The following is a 14,983-nucleotide window of genomic DNA, read 5'->3' as shown; positions in this document are numbered from 1 at the left end:
GGGGCAGTTATGGAGTCAAAATACTATATCGTTCTCATCAGTATTCATGGTCTGATTCGCGGCAGGGATCTGGAGCTTGGCCGGGATGCCGACACTGGCGGGCAGAGCCTGTATGTGGTGGAACTGGCCAAAGCGCTCTCCCGTCACCCCGACGTGGGCCGGGTTGATCTGCTGACGCGTCAGGTTTTCGACCAGAAAGTGGACGAGTCCTACCGCGTTCCCGAAGAGCAGATCGACGCCAAGTCCTTTATCGTGCGCCTGCCCTGCGGGCCCCGCCGCTATCTGCGCAAGGAGGTGCTGTGGCCTTATCTGGATCAGTTCACCGATCAGGCCATTCGCCATATCCGCCGCGCGGGCCGCATTCCCCATATCATTCACGGCCACTATGCCGATGCCGGCTATGTGGGGGCGGGGCTGGCGTCACTGCTGGAGGTACCCTTTGTCTTTACCGGTCACTCCCTGGGGCGGGAGAAGCTGCGCAAGTTGCTGGAGAAGGGGCTCAGTGAGGAGGATATCCAGGAGCGCTACAATATCCGCAACCGCATTGAAGCCGAGGAATTCGCTTTGGGAGTGGCTTCCATGGTGGTGGGCAGCACCCGCCAGGAGATAACCACCCAGTACCGGCAGTACGAGAACTTTCATCCCCACAAGAAGGTGGTGATTCCACCGGGGGTCGATATCGAGCGCTTTCATCCTGAGCCCGCCGCTGCCGACAGCCGGGTGCGGCTTTTGCTGGAACCCTTTCTGCGCAGCCACGCCAAGCCTATGATCCTGGCTCTGTGCCGGCCCGACGAGCGCAAGAATATCGCCTCCCTCATTCACGCCTACGCTCAGCACCCTCGCCTGCGGGAACTGGCCAACCTGGTGCTGGTCATCGGGAACCGCGAAGATATCCGTGAGCTGGATACGGGGTCGCGCAAGGTGCTCTCCCACATGCTCCTGCTGATCGATCGCTACGATCTCTACGGCCATGTGGCCTACCCCAAACACCATGGCAGCGATGATGTTCCGGCCCTCTATCGCCTGGCGGCAGCTTCCGGTGGCGTCTTTGTCAATGTGGCTCTGACGGAACCCTTTGGCCTGACTCTCATCGAAGCGGCGGCCAGTGGCGTTCCCATTGTGGCCACCGATGATGGCGGGCCCCAGGATATTGTGGGCAACTGCCACAATGGCCTGCTGGTGGATCCGCTTAATACCGGGCAGATTGCCGACTGCCTGCTGGATATTCTGGAAGATGGCAGCCGCTGGCAGGAGTATTCCCGCAGTGGTATGGAAAAGGTGCGCCAGCACTATACCTGGCACAGCCATGTGGATACCTACCTCAACCATATCCGGGCCATGACCCACCTGGAAGATCCTCACACCTACGAACTGAAGCCCATGCAGAAATTTTCCATCATGGATCGTCTGCTGATCTGCGATATCGACAATACTCTCACCGGTGACCTGGCGGCCCTGCAGGCGCTGGTGGAGAAAATCAAGCGCAACAACCGGCGCGTGGGCTTCGGTGTGGCCACGGGGCGCCATATCGACAGCGCACGGGCGGTGCTGCAGGAGTGGGGCGTTCCCACCCCCGATGTTTTCATTACCGCCGTGGGCAGTGAAATTCACTACGGACACAGCGGCAGGCCCGAACACTCCTGGAGCCGCCATATCGATTATCGCTGGAACCCCACCCGTATCCGCCAGGTGCTTGAAGAGGTTCCCGGCATTCGCCTGCAGGCCGACAGCGAGCAGCGCCAGTTCAAGATCAGCTATCTGCTGGACCCGACCCGGGCTCCCAGTTTGAAGGAGATCAACCGCCTGCTGCGCAAGGCCAATGTGACCGTCAATGTGGTCTTTTCCCACAACGAATTCCTGGACATCCTGCCCGTGCGGGCCTCCAAAGGGCACGCCGTGCGCTATATCGCCCTGAAGTGGGGCATGCCCCTGGAGAATATCCTGGTGGCCGGTGACTCGGGTAATGACGAAGGCATGCTGCGGGGCGGAGCGCGGGCTGTCGTCGTGGGCAACTACAGCCAGGAACTGGAAAAACTCAAAGGGCACGAGAATATCTATTTCGCCAACACCAACTTCGCGGCGGGTGTCATTGACGGCATCCGCTACTACGACTTTTTTCAGGAGGAAGACGATGCAGCGACAGGCGATTCCGGCAACCATTGAACAGGTGAAGGGCAACCTCTTTCTCTTTTTCCGCAGGATACTGGAGATGGAAAAACCGTTGGTGCTGTGCACCGAAGTGCAGAAGGCCTACACAGAGTTTGCCCCCTGCCTGGAGCAGCCCTGTGCGAAAATGGAAGTGCTGATCGGCTCTATCCAGGAGGTGATTGTCTACGCGCCCCAGCTTTACTGCGCCCTGCGCGTGGATATCGGCAAGTGGCTCTATGTGGCCTTTGATCTGGATTCGCTCCAGTACACGGTGGTGCGCAAAAGTGTCTTTCTGAGCTTCAAGGAACAGCTGGTGGGACGCGCCGCCCGGGGGGAGTGGCGCCTGCGCCTCGATGTGGAGCCCTTCAATCAGGATTTTCCCAAGGTGCAGGACGCCAGGGATATCGGCAATGGCATCGAGTATCTCAACCGCCACCTGATTGATTTCTTCGCCGATCGCGAGAGCGAGCTGGAGCACCTGCTGGAGTTCCTGACCCTCCACCGCTACAATGGCATGCCGCTCATGGTCAGCCCGCGCATCAAGGACGTGGCTGCTTTGCGTCAGTCGGTGGAGCAGGCCCTGGAAAAACTTCGCCAGTGGGAACCGCAGACCCTTTACGACGATATCGCCCATGAACTGCAGGCCCTGGGATTTGAGCGCGGCTGGGGGCGCAGTGTGGAGAGGATCCGCACCACCATGGGACTTCTGCAGGATATCCTCAGAAAGCCCGACAGCCCCGCCACGATAGAGCACTTCCTCAGCCAGGTGCCCATGATCTTCCGGGTACTGATCGTCTCGCCCCACGGCTTTTTCGGCCAGTCAAAGGTGCTGGGTTACCCCGACACCGGCGGCCAGGTTGTCTATATCCTCGACCAGGTGCGCGCCCTGGAAGCCAGAATGCGGGCCAATGTCCATGAGCAGGGCATTGATATCGAGCCGGAGATCGTGGTGCTGACCCGTCTGATTCCCGAAGCCCAGGGAACCACCTGTGATCAGCGCGAAGAGCAGATCTGGGGCACCCACAACGCCAGGATTCTGCGGGTGCCCTTCCGGGACGACCATGGCGAAGTGATTCCCCACTGGATCTCCCGTTTCCATATCTGGCCCCATCTGGAGCGCTTCGCCTTTGATGCCATCACCGAAATCCGGGGCGCCATGGGTGGACGGCCCGACCTCATCATCGGCAACTACTCCGATGGCAACCTGGTGGCCACCCTGATCTCCCAGACCCTGAAGGTCACCCAGTGCACCATCGCCCACGCCCTGGAAAAGTCCAAGTACCTCTACAGCGACCTCTACTGGGAGGACAACGAAGAGGACTACCACTTCTCCATCCAGTACACCGCCGACCTCATCGGCATGAATTCCGCCGACTTCATTATCTCCAGCACCTATCAGGAGATCGCCGGCAGCCCCACTGGCATCGGCCAGTACGAAAGCTACAAGACCTTCACCCTGCCGGGCCTCTATCAGGTAGTCAACGGCATCGACGTCTATGACACCAAGTTCAATATCATCTCTCCCGGCGCCAATGAGGAGGTCTTTTTCCCCTACACCCGGAGTGAACGGCGCCTGCACGCCCTGCACCCGGAGATTGAAGCCCTGATCTGTGGAGAACCGGATTCGGTCAGTCGCGGCAGGCTGCTGGACCCCGCAAAGCCCATTATCTTCAGCATCGCCCGCCTGGATCGGGTCAAGAACCTGACCGGCCTGGCCCGCTGGTTTGCCGCCAGTGACGAGATGCGCCAGCATGCCAACCTGGTGCTCATCGCCGGCCATGTGGACAAAGCCAACTCCAGGGATGAAGAGGAGCGCGCCCAGATTGATATCATGCACGGCATTTTTGACCAGTACGCCCTGGATGGCAGCGCCCGCTGGCTCGGCATCCAGCTGGAAAAGCAGATGACCGGCGAGCTCTACCGCTATATTGCCGACGGACGGGGCATCTTTGTGCAGCCCGCCCTCTTTGAAGCCTTCGGTCTGACCGTCATCGAAGCCATGACCACCGGCCTGCCCGTCTTTGCCACCACCTTCGGCGGCCCGCTGGAAATCATTCGCCACGGCGAGTCGGGCTTCCACATCGACCCCACCGATGACGAAGCCAGCACCGCCGTCATTGTCGACTTTCTGCGGGAGTCGGCCCGCAATCCCGCCAGCTGGGACGCCATATCGCGCAGTGCCATCGCCAGGGTGGAGGAAAAGTACAACTGGCCCCACTACGTTGAGCGTCTGATGACCCTGGCCAAGGTGTACGGCTTCTGGAAACACATGACCAAAAAAGACCGCGAGGAGATTCGCCGCTATATTGAAATGTTCTATGGATTGATGTACCGCCCGCTGGTGCAGCGGTTTATGACAGGCCCCGGCCAGCAGTGAAAAACAGCAACACTCTTCAGAAGCAGGGTGTGGAACTTCAGAGCACAGCGCGCTACGCCAGCTGCTGCAGAAAGAACTGCACCACCAGCAGGCAGGCTACCACGGCCAGCAGCCAGTGCAGCCAGCGTTTATAGGTGGCCACGGGCAGTCGATCCCGTAAGCGCATGCCAAAGAGCAGACAGGCCACGGAAAGGGCCAGCAGCGGCAGGGAGAAGAGCATCAGCTCAATGCTGATCTGTCCGAGGGAGGCAAAGGTGATGGTCTGGGATATTTTGCCCACCAGAAAGCACAGGTTGAGGATCTGCACCATGGCCAGGGGGGGCAGGCTCAGCTCCAGCAGGTAGATCAGCAGAATGGGGCCGCTGACATTGACAGTTCCCCCCAGCAGGCCAGCCACAAAACCGGTTCCCACAGTGCTGGAGCGGGGGTGCCTGTGCAGGAACTGGAATGAGATGCGGGTGGAGCGCAGGGTGGTGTACAGGTAGAAAAACAGCGCAAAAGCCAGGATCAGGCGAAAGGGGTTGGGGTCGGAATTCACCAGGATAATGGTTCCCAGGACGCTGCCGGTCAGCATGAACAGGGCCAGGGGCCAGTAACGGCCGATGCTCTGGGCCCACTGTCCGCCCCGGTAGATGCTCATCACATTGACGACGATATTGGGAACCAGGGTGACGATAATCGCTGTCTGCACGTCTGTCACCAGGGCAATCAGCGGGGTTACCACCATGGGAAATCCGATCCCCAGCGCGCCGTGGATAAATGCCGCCAGGGCGACTGCCGAAAGAACCCAGAGTATGGCTTCCAGTGAGAGAGCGTCCATGAAAACTCCGCTGCGAAGAATTGACAGAAGTGAATTTATACGCCAAGGGGCTGGTCAGCGACAAGGTTTTTGATGCGTCCGGTGCAACGGCGCGGTCGTGGCCTTTGTGACTTTTCTCCCGATCTGTCCGTCCCTGATGGCTTTTGTGCTATGCTTCCCCATAAATAACTCTTCACGGTGTAGCAGCATTCGCGCCCGCATTCCTCACGGAGACACTCGCTTTCGTCCGAGGACCTACGTCTCCGCCGCTCGCCATCCGGGTTCGCTCTCGGAACACAGGCGCTCCTGCTGAAATACAACTGCGAGACCGTGAGTGGTTACCCCCATAATAACAACGTTCGGGAGGGAGTCATGCTGCAGGTCGATTCACAACGATGCCGGCGCGACGGTCACTGCGTCAGTGTCTGCCCGGTGGCCATTATTCACCAGGATGAGCAGGGGTATCCCTGTGCCCGTGAAGATCGCGCGGGGTTGTGCATTGCGTGTGGCCACTGCGTGGCCGTGTGTCCCCACGATGCGCTGCGTCACGAAGGGCTTCCGGATGAGGGGTTTGAAGTTGCCGACGAAGGGGCACTGCCGACGGCAGAGAGTCTCGGCCAGCTGATTCGTCAGCGTCGCTCCGTGCGGGTTTTTCGCGACAAGCCCGTCGATACTGCGATTTTCGAAGCCATTCTGGCGGAGGCGCGCTTTGCTCCCACTGCCAAAAACGAGCAGTATCTCACCTGGACCATCTGGCACGACAGTGCCCGGGTGCGAAGCCTGGCCACGGAGCTGGCCTCCTGGTTTCTGGCCAAACGCAGGAACCCGCTGATCAGCGAAGCACTGCAGCAGGGGCGCGATCCCATGCTGCGCGGCGCTCCCCATCTGGTCATGGTGAGTGCTCCCCGCGAGAAGCCCTGGGCTCAGGTGGACGGCACCATTGCCCTGACCTGTTTTGAACTGCTGGCCAAAACCCATGGGCTGGGCGTGTGCTGGGCCGGTTTGCTGCAGTATGTGGTTGAGGCCGACAGGGAGTTCGCGGCCCGTGTGGACCTGCTGCCGGGGCACCGTTTCTGCGGAGCCCTGATGCTTGGCTATCCGCGCGTGGCCTGTCATCGCATCCCTCCCCGCAACGAGGCCCGGGTCAGGATGGTGTGAGGTGCTGGGGAGTATCGAGTCCTTTGTCAGTGACTTTGTCCTTCGTCACCCGTTGAATCGCCTGCCCGGTGGCGGGAGCGGGGCCATGTTCGATGCCCCGCTGGTGGGCTGCGCTGCCGCCGATGATGAACTTTTTGATCAGTACAAGCAGATCATCGGTTTCTTTCATCTGACTCCCCGTGAGCTGGTGGCGGCCCAGCAGGAAAGCTGGCAGCCCCGCGCGGTGATCAGCTGGATTCTGCCGTCGACGGAAGCGGTGCGTACCGCCAACGCCCAGGAGGCGACCTTCCCCGCGTATCTCTGGTCGCATATGCGCAGCCGGGGCGAGGATATCAACATGGAGCTGCGTCGCGCCCTTGCGGATTTTCTCCGGGAGCAGGGTGGGCAGGCGCTGGTTCCCCAACTTTCCCCGGCGTGGCAGAAATTTGAGGACACGCCCGTGGGCATCGCTTCAAGCTGGTCCGAACGCCACGCGGCCTATGCCGCCGGGCTGGGAACCTTCTCCATCAGCGATGGCCTGATCAGCGCCAGGGGGATTGCCCATCGCTGCGGCAGTGTCGTGACCAGCCTTGAGGTGGAGGTCACTCCCCGTCCCTACTCTTTTCATGGTGAATACTGTCTGTATATGCGAAACGGGACCTGCCTGGCCTGTGCCGGACGCTGTCCCGTTCACGCTATCGGCCCCGCGGGGCACGAGAAGGATATCTGTAATGGCTATGTGTATGGCACCACCCAGCAAGCCCTGGAGGGCCGGTACGATCTGCCCCAGATCGGCTGCGGGCTCTGCCAGACCGGGGTTCCCTGCTCCGGGCGCATTCCCTGACCGGCAGTCGGAAAGCAGCCGCCTGCGGCGTTAGCTGCGCATGTTCACGTACTGCAGGGGGATGTCCAGGTTGGCGTTTTTCATCACCTGGATGATCTCCTGCAGGTCGTCGATCTTCTTGGCGGTGACCCGCACCTGCTCATCCTGAATGGCCGCCTGCACCTTCAGGCCGGTCTCCTTGATCATCTTGACCACTTTTTTGGCCGTCTCCTTGTCGATGCCCTCCTGAATGCGGGCGTGGACGCGGATCATATTGCCGGAAGCCTTTTCTGCCTCGTCGAAGGCAAAGACCTTGGGGTCCACACTGCGCTTGATGCAGTTGGAGATGATGGAGTCCTTGATGGCGCGCAGCTTCATGTCATCTTCGGTGAGGATGGTGATGGCCTTGTCCTTCTTGTTGAGGGTGATTTCGCTCTTGCTGCCCCGGAAGTCGTAGCGGCTTTCCACGAGCTTGCTGGTCATATTGATGGCGTTGTCCACTTCCTGCAGATCAACCTGGCTGACAATGTCAAACGATGGCATGGGTTCCTCCTGTGCAACTGGGAATACTGGTGAAGCGGCAGTGCTACTGCAGTGCCTGCTCGATATCGGCGATGATGTCGTCCACATTTTCGATGCCGATGGAGAGGCGGATGTAGTCGTCGCTGATGCCGGCGGCGCGGCGCTCCTCGGTGGTCATCTGGCGGTGGGTGGTGCTGGCGGGGTGGCTGACCACGGTGCGGGCGTCACCGATATTCACCAGGTGGATGATCATCTGCACCTTTTCCAGAAAACGCTTGCCGGCTTCCAGTCCGCCCTTGATGCCAAAGCCGATAACTCCGCCACAGCGCCCGTCAAGATAGGCCTGGGCGCGCTGGTGGTCGCGGTGGGAGGGCAGGCCGGGATAGTTGACCCAGTTGACGGCGGGGTGGTTTTCCAGGAAGCGGGCCACCTTCAGGGCGTTGTCGGTATGCTTTTCCATGCGCAGGGGCAGGCTTTCCATACCCTCCATGGTCAGAAAGGCGTTGAAGGGGGCGATGGCACAGCCCATGTCACGCAGCAGCTGTACCCGAGCCTTGATGCAGAAGGCCATGCCGCGAGCGGCAGCCTGGTCGTGATCGCCGAAGGCACTCCAGTACTGAACGCCATGGTAGGAGGGGTCGGGCTCGGTGAATTCGGCGAATCTGCCGTTGTTCCAGGGGAAGTCACCCTTTTCCACGATAACGCCACCGATGCTGGAGCCGTTGCCACTCATGTATTTGGTGGTTGAGTAGACGGCGATGTCGGCGCCGTGGTCAAAGGGCTGGAAGATGATGGGGGAGACAGTATTGTCCACGATCAGGGGCAGGCCCAGCTCGTGGGCGATGGCGGCAATGGCGTCCATGTCGTCCACGTTGTTGCCGGGGTTGCCGATGGACTCCATGTAGAAGGCGCGGGTGTTTTCGTCGGCGGCGCGGCGGTAGTTCTCGGGGTTCGAGGAGTCCACAAAGCGCACCTCGATGCCCATGCGGGCAAAGGTATGGCGGAAGAGATTGTAGGTGCCGCCGTAGAGGCAGGAGGTGGATACGATGTTCTGGCCGCAGCGGGCGATATTGAGGATGCTGAGCATGATGGCCGACATGCCCGAGGAAAGGGCCAGGGCGGCAGTGCCTTTGGATACGGCAGCCACGCGCTTTTCCAGCACTTCCTGGGTGGGATTGTTGATGCGGGAATAGATGAAACCGAATTCCTTGAGGTCGAAGAGGTTAGCGGCGTGTTCGGGGCTTTTGAACTCATAGGCGGCCGTCTGGTAAAGAGGGGCGATGCAGGCGCCGGTGTGGTCGGGGCGGTAGCCGCCGTGCAGGAGCTGGCTTTCGATGTGCTTCATATGCAATTCCTCCAGTATTTCAAAATGAACTCAGCAATGACGAACAGAGAAAAAATATAGCGCAAACTCGGTCAATATCCTACCACAACCACGGGGGAAACATCTTGACAAAAACTCTGCCGCCACTATAGTATGCCCCGTGTTGGCACTCAACTTCAAGGAGTGCCAATTGCAAGGAGCAGCGCAATGAGTGTATTTGATGAAAGAAGCCAGGTGATCTTGCAGGACATCGTGCGCCTCTACATCGACTCCCAGGAGCCGGTGGGATCACGTACGCTCTCGCGTCAGTCCTCCATCAGGCTCAGTGCCTCCTCCATTCGCAATGTCATGAGCGATCTGGAGTACATGGGCTTTATCACCCAGCCCCATACGTCGGCGGGACGGATTCCCACGGACAGTGGGTACCGTTTTTATGTGGATACACTCATCACCCAAAAGCGTGAGCAGCGCAAACAGCAGGACTACAGTAATGTATCCGATTCCCTCAGCCGCAAGGCCGACGACAAGAGCCAGCTGCTGCAGGAGACTTCCCGCGTCCTGTCGGCCATGACCGGTTGCATGGCCCTTGTGAGTGCGCCACGGCTGTCGCAGCTGCCGATCCGTCAGGTCAGTTTTCTGGGGCTGGGAGGCAAACGCCTGCTGGTGGTCCTGGTGACGGAGTCCGGCATGGTGCAGAACGCGGTGATTACCACCGAAGCAGAGTTGCGGGCCGATGATCTGGAAAAGATCAATCGCTTTGTCAATGAGCACCTGGTGGGAATATCCCTGCAGGAAGCCCAGCGCAAGCTGCGGGTGATCCTGGAGCGGGAGATGCGCCAGTTTCGCAGCCTGATGGAAAAGCTGAGTGTCCACACCCAGAGCAGTGATCAGCAGGTGTATATGGAAGGTCTGCTGCGCATGCTGGATGGCCGCAGGGTGGAGGATATCCAGAAAATCCAGGATCTGGTGAAGGGTTTTGAAGAGAAGAAGATGATCTTCGACGTCATTGATCACAGCCTGAAGGCCCAGGGTATCAAGATCTTCATTGGTGCGGAAAATCCGGTGGAGGACATGAGCGATTATTCAGTGGTCGTGCGCAATTACGGCAGCGATGAACAGGCTCCGCTGGGGGCTATCGGCGTTATTGGTCCCAAGTCCATGAACTATCAGCACGTGATTGATATCGTGGACATAACCGCGTCCTGCCTGGACGACCTGATGAAGTCGTGAAGAGACAAGAACAATACAAGAGGTGAAGGAACATCATGTCCGAACACAACACAAACGAGGCATCAGAACAGGCTCAGTCGCCAGCTGAAGGAGCTACTCCCGACGAGGGTGCCGCGCTGGCCAATCTGGAGAAGCGGGTTCAGGAGAAAGAAGAGCAGCTGCTGCGTCTGCATGCCGAGTTTGAGAACTTCAAGAAGCGCAACAACAAGGAACGCCATGACGCCGTGCGCTTCGCTAACCAGCAGATCATCAAAGACCTGCTGACCATGCTGGATAACCTTGATCTGGCCATCTCGCACATTCCCGCTGGCGATGAAGCGTACAAGGCCATTCGCGATGGAGTGGAGATGACCCGCAAGCAGTTCGCCAATCTGCTGGAAAAGTACGGCCTGCAGGAAGTGCCCACCGATGGCGAGTTCGACCCCAACCATCACGAAGCTGTCATGCAGGAAGCATCGCCGGACCATGAGAACAACCATATAGTGGCAGTACTGCAGAAAGGCTACCTGCTCCACGATCGCGTGGTTCGCCCCGCCATGGTCAAGGTCTGCAAAAAGTAAACTCACAACATATCTGAATAAGGAATAATGGAGGATACATCATGGGTAAAGTAATCGGAATAGACCTGGGCACCACAAACTCCTGTGTTGCCGTCATGGAAGGTGGCGATGCCAAAGTTATCGCCAATGCTGAAGGAAACCGCACCACGCCAAGCATCGTGGCATTCACCGACAAGGACGAGCGCCTGGTGGGACTGACCGCCAAGCGTCAGGCCATCACCAACCCCGAAAACACCCTGTTTGCCATCAAGCGCTACATCGGGCGCAAATACGACTCCGACATCGTGCAGCGCGACGTCAAGAGCCTGCCCTTTAAACTCTCAGGCGCCTCCAACGGCGACGTGCGCATCGGAGCCCAGGGCAAGGACTACTCGCCCCAGGAAATCAGCGCCATGGTCCTGCAGAAGATGAAGCAGACCGCCGAGGACTATCTGGGTGAGACGGTGACCGAAGCGGTCATCACTGTGCCCGCCTACTTCAACGACTCCCAGCGCCAGGCCACCAAGGATGCCGGCAAGATTGCCGGCCTGGAAGTGCTGCGCATCATCAACGAGCCCACTGCCGCGGCTCTGGCCTACGGCATGGACAAAAAGGGCGACGAAGTCGTGGCCGTCTTTGACCTGGGCGGTGGAACCTTTGACGTTTCCATCCTGGAAATCAGCGAAGGCGTTTTCGAAGTCAAGTCCACCAATGGCGACACCCACCTGGGTGGCGAAGACTTTGACCAGCGCATTCTCAACTATGTGGCCGACGAGTTCAAAAAAGAGAGCGGCATCGACCTGCGTAACGATAAAATGGCCCTGCAGCGCCTGAAAGAAGCTGCTGAAAAAGCCAAGCACGAGCTTTCCGGCTCCATGGAGACGGAAATCAACCTGCCCTTCATCACCATGGACGCCAGCGGCCCCAAACACCTGCAGATCAAACTGACCCGCGCCAAGCTGGAGCAGCTGGTGGAAGACCTCATTGAGCGCACCATTGAGCCCTGCCGCAAGGCACTCAAGGATGCCGGTCTGAAAGCCTCTGACATTGACGAGGTTATCCTGGTGGGCGGCATGACCCGCATGCCCAAAGTGCAGCAGAAGGTCAAGGAGTTCTTTGGCAAGGAGCCCCACAAGGGCGTGAACCCCGACGAAGTGGTCGCCATTGGTGCCGCCATTCAGGCCGGTGTCCTGAAGGGCGACGTCAAGGACGTACTCCTGCTGGACGTCACTCCCCTGAGCCTGGGCATCGAGACCCTGGGCGGCGTCATGACCAAGGTCATTGAGCGCAACACCACAATTCCCACCAAGCGCTCCCAGGTGTTCTCCACTGCCGCCGACAACCAGACTTCCGTCAGCGTGCATGTCCTGCAGGGTGAACGGGAAATGGCCGCCGATAACAAGTCCCTCGGACGCTTTGACCTGGTGGAAATCCCCCCCGCGCCTCGCGGCATGCCCCAGATCGAAGTCACCTTCGACATCGACGCCAACGGTATCGTCTCCGTATCCGCCAAGGATATGGGTACCGGCAAGCAGCAGTCCATCGTCATCCGCGACTCCAGCGGTCTCTCCGACGAAGAGATTGAAAAGATGGTCAAGGACGCCGAGCTGCATGCCGATGAAGACAAGCGCAAAAAAGAGCGTATCGAGACGCTGAACCAGGCCGATACCCTGGTCTACTCCACCGAGAAGGCCATGGGCGAACATGGTGACAAGCTGCAGCCTGAAGACAAGGGCCGCATTGAAGAGAAGCTTGCCGCCCTCAAGAACCTGATCCAGGACACCGGCGCCAGCAAAGAGCAGCTTGAAGCCGCCACCAAGGAGCTTTCCGAAGCCTCCATGAAGCTGGGCGAAATCGTCTACCAGCAGGCTCAGCAGGAGCAGCAGGCTGGTGAAAACCAGGCCGATGCCTCTGGAGATGCCGGCTCGTCTGAAGGCAATAAAGCCGACGACGATGTGGTGGATGCCGAGTTTGAGGACATGGACGACAAAGAGAAGAAGTAAGCGCACTCGCCGTCCCCGGCTCAGCCGGGGACGGCTTCTTCCTTGCTTGAGCGAACTGACACGAATGCACGCGGGAGTGGCTCCAGGTCCGATGCATTGGTGTCAGTTTGTTTCCAGGGGTAACTTCCGGGGAATTGCAGACCACCTTCCCCTGTGATACAACCCCTCTTTCTTCAACTGAGACAACCCAAACCAACCAGGATACGCACACATGGCAAAACGTGATTATTACGAAGTGCTCGGGGTCAACAAGAACGCCTCGGAGACCGAAATAAAAAAGGCTTACCGCAAGCTGGCCATCCAGTACCACCCTGATAAGAATCCGGGGGACAAGGAAGCCGAGGAGAAGTTCAAGGAAGCCAGCGAAGCCTACGAGGTGCTCAGCGACCCCCAGAAGCGCACCCAGTACGATCAGTTCGGCCACTCCACCAATGGCGGTTTCGGAAACTACCAGAGCCATGGTTACAGCAATGTCAACTTCGAAGACATCTTTGGTGACTTCGAGGATATCTTCAATATGTTCGGCGGCGGAGGTTCACGTCGCTCTTCCGGTCGCAGCGGCACTCAGCGTCGCCAGGGCTCCGACCTGCTCTTTGAACTGGAAATCACCTTTGAGGAAGCGGCCTTCGGGGCTACCCGGCAGATCAAGGTTCCCAAAATGGAAACCTGCACCAAATGCGGTGGCAGCGGTGCCAACTCCCCTGAGGATGTGGAGACCTGCGCCACCTGTGGCGGACGCGGCCAGGTGCGCCGCACCCAGGGCTTCTTCAGCCTGACCCAGACCTGCCCCGACTGCCGTGGTGCCGGCAGGAAGATCAAGAATAAGTGCTCCCACTGCCATGGTGTCGGCAAGGTGCGGGTGGAAAAATCCCTCTCCGTCAATATCCCCGCCGGAGTGGAGACCGGCAACCGCCTGCGCCTCAATGGCGAAGGGGAGAGCGGCCAGAACGGCGGCCCCGCAGGTGACCTGTACATCCAGCTGACCGTGAAGCCCCATGCCATCTTCGAGCGCGAAGGCAATAACGTCTACTGCGATGTCCCCGTCTCTTTCGTCACCGTGACCCTGGGCGGAGAAGTGGAAGTGCCGACACTGACCGGGAAAGCCAAACTGAAGATCCCCGAAGGCACCCAGACCGGCAAGATATTCCGCCTCAAGGGCAAGGGCATTGCCGATATCCACGGACGGACCATTGGCGACCAGCTGGTGCGCATTGTGGTGCACACCCCCACTAAACTGAGCGCTCGCCAGAAAGAGCTGCTGCTTGAGCTGCAGAAGGAGCTGGGTGACAGCGCCGCATCGGGCAATGGGTTCTGGGATAAGGTCAAGGGAATGTTTGAATAGCGGCCCCGCTTGCCGCAAGTAGAGAAAATTTCGCCCGCGCCCCCCTGGGGTTGCGGGCTTTTTTTTCTGGCTACTGGTCTTGCAGAAAGCGGGCGGCCTCCAGCAGGGTGGCGCAGCGCTGGAAGGCAAAGGGACGCTCCTGGGGGGGCGTGAAGTTGTCATATTCCCTGCCGTGGCCGGTCTGGACCAGGATGCCCCCCTGGCATCCCGCGGCGTAGCCCGCCAGGATGTCGGCGTCCTTGTCGCCGATGATCCACGCCCGCTGCAGGTCGATCCCGTGTTCACGGGCAGCCTGCAGCAGCATTCCCGGCAAGGGTTTGCGGCACAGGCACTCCCCGTCTCGTGAGGGGTGGTGGGGGCAGTGGTAGATGGCGTCGATGGCGACATCGTAGCGGTCGCGCAGGTCATCCACCATGAAGCGGTTCAGCTCATCCATCTGCTCCTGGCGGTAGTAGCCGCGCCCGATGCCGGACTGATTGGTGACCACCACCAGGTGGTCGCACAGGGCGCGCAGCACCTGCAGGGCCTGGGGAACCTCTTTTTCGTAGGCGAAATCCGCAATGCGGTGCAGGTATTCGAGTTCGCGATTGATGGTGCCGTCGCGGTCAAGGAAAATGGCGCTGAAGGGCATGTGTACTCCTGTGAGGTCTCTGGCGCTTTTGTACGTTACCCGCTCCGCGGGCGCAAGCTTTGCGTTGATTTTTTACGTCAGATGGGTATAATGCGCTGGCACTCAAGG

General features: G+C 59.4%; 12 protein-coding genes. 8 read left to right on the top strand and 4 right to left on the bottom strand.

What is annotated here, in order from left to right; all coding sequences use genetic code 11:
• Window positions 1-9 precede the first annotated feature (9 nt).
• Complete coding sequence (locus SELIN_RS12395) at window positions 10-2,163, top strand: HAD-IIB family hydrolase (RefSeq protein ID WP_013506986.1); 2,154 nt, start codon at window positions 10-12, stop codon at window positions 2,161-2,163.
• Complete coding sequence (locus tag SELIN_RS12390) at window positions 2,132-4,525, top strand: sucrose synthase (RefSeq protein ID WP_013506985.1); 2,394 nt, start codon at window positions 2,132-2,134, stop codon at window positions 4,523-4,525. Before SELIN_RS12395 ends, SELIN_RS12390 begins: the two co-directional genes overlap by 32 nt.
• 52 nt (window positions 4,526-4,577) lie before the next feature.
• Here SELIN_RS12390 and SELIN_RS12385 read toward each other — a convergent pair whose 3' ends face one another.
• A complete protein-coding gene (locus tag SELIN_RS12385; protein ID WP_013506984.1) occupies window positions 4,578-5,345 on the bottom strand; it encodes a sulfite exporter TauE/SafE family protein in 768 nt (255 codons plus the stop codon).
• Between the two features lie 351 nt (window positions 5,346-5,696).
• On the opposite strand from SELIN_RS12385, the gene SELIN_RS12380 reads away from it, so the two are divergent.
• Together SELIN_RS12380 and SELIN_RS12375 are read left to right on the top strand one after the other, a co-directional pair.
• Window positions 5,697-6,482, top strand: coding sequence for a nitroreductase family protein (locus SELIN_RS12380; protein WP_013506983.1), 786 nt, complete (start codon window positions 5,697-5,699; stop codon window positions 6,480-6,482).
• Window position 6,483: 1 nt separating this feature from the next.
• Window positions 6,484-7,305: a hypothetical protein gene (locus SELIN_RS12375; protein WP_013506982.1), complete on the top strand. Its 822-nt coding sequence runs from the start codon at window positions 6,484-6,486 to the stop codon at window positions 7,303-7,305.
• A gap of 30 nt (window positions 7,306-7,335) precedes the next feature.
• On the opposite strand, the gene SELIN_RS12370 is transcribed toward SELIN_RS12375, so the two are convergent.
• Together SELIN_RS12370 and SELIN_RS12365 are read right to left on the bottom strand one after the other, a co-directional pair.
• Complete coding sequence (locus SELIN_RS12370) at window positions 7,336-7,827, bottom strand: YajQ family cyclic di-GMP-binding protein (protein WP_013506981.1); 492 nt, start codon at window positions 7,825-7,827, stop codon at window positions 7,336-7,338.
• Window positions 7,828-7,870: 43 nt separating this feature from the next.
• Window positions 7,871-9,151: an O-acetylhomoserine aminocarboxypropyltransferase/cysteine synthase family protein gene (locus tag SELIN_RS12365; RefSeq protein WP_013506980.1), complete on the bottom strand. Its 1,281-nt coding sequence runs from the start codon at window positions 9,149-9,151 to the stop codon at window positions 7,871-7,873.
• Between the two features lie 186 nt (window positions 9,152-9,337).
• Here SELIN_RS12365 and hrcA point away from each other — a divergent pair, with 186 nt between their 5' ends.
• From hrcA to dnaJ, 4 genes are all read left to right on the top strand, one after another.
• Window positions 9,338-10,360 carry a heat-inducible transcriptional repressor HrcA gene (gene hrcA / locus SELIN_RS12360; protein WP_013506979.1) on the top strand — a complete coding sequence of 341 codons (1,023 nt, stop codon included), beginning with the start codon at window positions 9,338-9,340 and terminating at the stop codon, window positions 10,358-10,360.
• A gap of 35 nt (window positions 10,361-10,395) precedes the next feature.
• Window positions 10,396-10,920 (top strand): nucleotide exchange factor GrpE, encoded by a 525-nt coding sequence (gene grpE / locus SELIN_RS12355; protein ID WP_013506978.1) that lies wholly within the window; start codon window positions 10,396-10,398, stop codon window positions 10,918-10,920.
• Window positions 10,921-10,961: 41 nt separating this feature from the next.
• A complete protein-coding gene (gene dnaK / locus SELIN_RS12350; RefSeq protein ID WP_013506977.1) occupies window positions 10,962-12,902 on the top strand; it encodes a molecular chaperone DnaK in 1,941 nt (646 codons plus the stop codon).
• Between the two features lie 211 nt (window positions 12,903-13,113).
• Window positions 13,114-14,244: a molecular chaperone DnaJ gene (dnaJ, locus tag SELIN_RS12345; protein WP_013506976.1), complete on the top strand. Its 1,131-nt coding sequence runs from the start codon at window positions 13,114-13,116 to the stop codon at window positions 14,242-14,244.
• 70 nt (window positions 14,245-14,314) lie between these two features.
• On the opposite strand, the gene SELIN_RS12340 is transcribed toward dnaJ, so the two are convergent.
• Entirely contained in the window at window positions 14,315-14,875 is a 561-nt protein-coding gene (locus tag SELIN_RS12340; RefSeq protein WP_013506975.1) for a D-glycero-alpha-D-manno-heptose-1,7-bisphosphate 7-phosphatase, read from the bottom strand.
• Between the last annotated feature and the right edge of the window lie 108 nt (window positions 14,876-14,983).

The sequence above is a fragment of the Desulfurispirillum indicum S5 genome, assembly GCF_000177635.2.
GTDB classification, from domain to species: domain Bacteria; phylum Chrysiogenota; class Chrysiogenetes; order Chrysiogenales; family Chrysiogenaceae; genus Desulfurispirillum; species Desulfurispirillum indicum.
Note: the sequence above shows the minus strand (reverse complement) of the source record. Positions and strands in the feature narration are given on the sequence as shown.